This window comes from Cetobacterium somerae ATCC BAA-474, assembly GCF_000479045.1.
Lineage (GTDB): Bacteria > Fusobacteriota > Fusobacteriia > Fusobacteriales > Fusobacteriaceae > Cetobacterium_A > Cetobacterium_A somerae.
Map to the genome: position 1 here is coordinate 1 of NZ_KI518075.1, position 1,401 is coordinate 1,401.

1 protein-coding gene is annotated in these 1,401 nt (G+C 31.3%); it reads left to right on the forward strand.

The genetic code is table 11. The annotated features are described in order from the left end of the window. The first annotated feature begins 84 nt into the window (after positions 1-84). Positions 85-1,302 (forward strand): IS256 family transposase, encoded by a 1,218-nt coding sequence (locus HMPREF0202_RS01985; RefSeq protein ID WP_221892802.1) that lies wholly within the window; start codon positions 85-87, stop codon positions 1,300-1,302. Positions 1,303-1,401 lie beyond the last annotated feature (99 nt).

Genomic DNA, 1,401 nt, shown 5'->3' on the forward strand with positions numbered 1-1,401 from the left:
GGGTCTAATTAAATATTTGTGTAAACCTTCAAGTTGGGGTAATATTAAATTATCTAACTTGGAGGTTTTTTTATGAGAAGAAATATGTCTGAAGAAGAAAAGCAAAAAAGAATTAAAGTGAGAGAATTTTTGAAACAAAATCCTATCTCTAGTCCTGATGATCTTAATACTTTTTTTAAAGATATGATGAAGGTTATGATAGAAGAGTTTTATCAAGGAGAGCTAGAAGAGGAGTTAGGATATACTAAGTATGACTATCGAAATAAAGATTCTAACAACTCAAGAAATGGCTATAGCTCTAAGAAACTTAAAAGTAGCGCTGGTGAAATTGAGGTTAATGTTCCCCGTGATAGAAATGGCGAATACGAACCTCAAGTTGTCAAAAAACATCAAAATACAATTGGGCAAGACTTAGAAGCTAAAATAATTTCTATGTATGCTAAAGGAATGACAACTAGTGATATTGAGTCACATATCGAAGAAATCTATGGTTATCAAGTTTCGGATAGTTCTATTACTAGAATTACTGATAAGATCCTTCCTCTTGTTAAAGAATGGCAAACTCGTCCCTTAGAGGCAGTTTATCCAATTGTTTTTATGGATGCTATCCACTATCATGTAAGAAGTGAAGGACAAATTGTAAAAAAAGCTGTATACATAGCTATTGGAATTAGTTCATCTGGAGAGAAAGATGTTATTGGAATGTGGGTTGGAGAAAATGAATCTGCTAAGTTTTGGCTTAGTAAACTGAATGAACTTAAATCAAGAGGAGTTGAAGATATATTAATTGCTTGTGTTGATGGACTTATAGGGTTTGCCAATGCTATAGAAGCTGTCTATCCTCAAACTCAAATTCAGCAATGCATAATTCATCAGATAAGAAGTTCTACACAATTTGTATCATATAAAGATATAAAGGCTTTAATCGCTGATCTAAAGCTAGTGTATAAAGCGACTACAGAAGAGAGCGCGCTATTAAACTTAGAGTTATTCGACGAAAAATGGGGTAAAAAATATCCAAAGATTGCAATATCTTGGAAAAATAACTGGTCTAGATTATCAACATATTTTAAATATCCTCAAGAAATAAGAACCTTAATTTATACTACAAATACAATCGAAGGATACAATAGGCAGCTAAGAAAAGTCACAAAAAACAAGTCAGTTTTCCCAACAGATGATAGTTTACTAAAGATGCTTTACTTAGCAACACAAGACATTACTAAAAAATGGACAAGCCGTCAAAGAGATTGGGGGCAAATGATTTCACAATTTCAAATATATTTTGAAGGAAGAATTTAAAATTAAGCGTATGAATTTATAAAATTAATAAAGTGGAAAATTCGTCCACTTTGTTAAAGTTACACTAAAATATGTAAAAATGGATATTTAAAAAGGGAT

Excerpts from the sequence above, each read along its gene's own strand:
- HMPREF0202_RS01985 (WP_221892802.1), top strand. The coding sequence starts at position 85 with ATGTCTGAAGAAGAAAAGCAAAAAAGAATTAAAGTGAGAGAATTTTTG.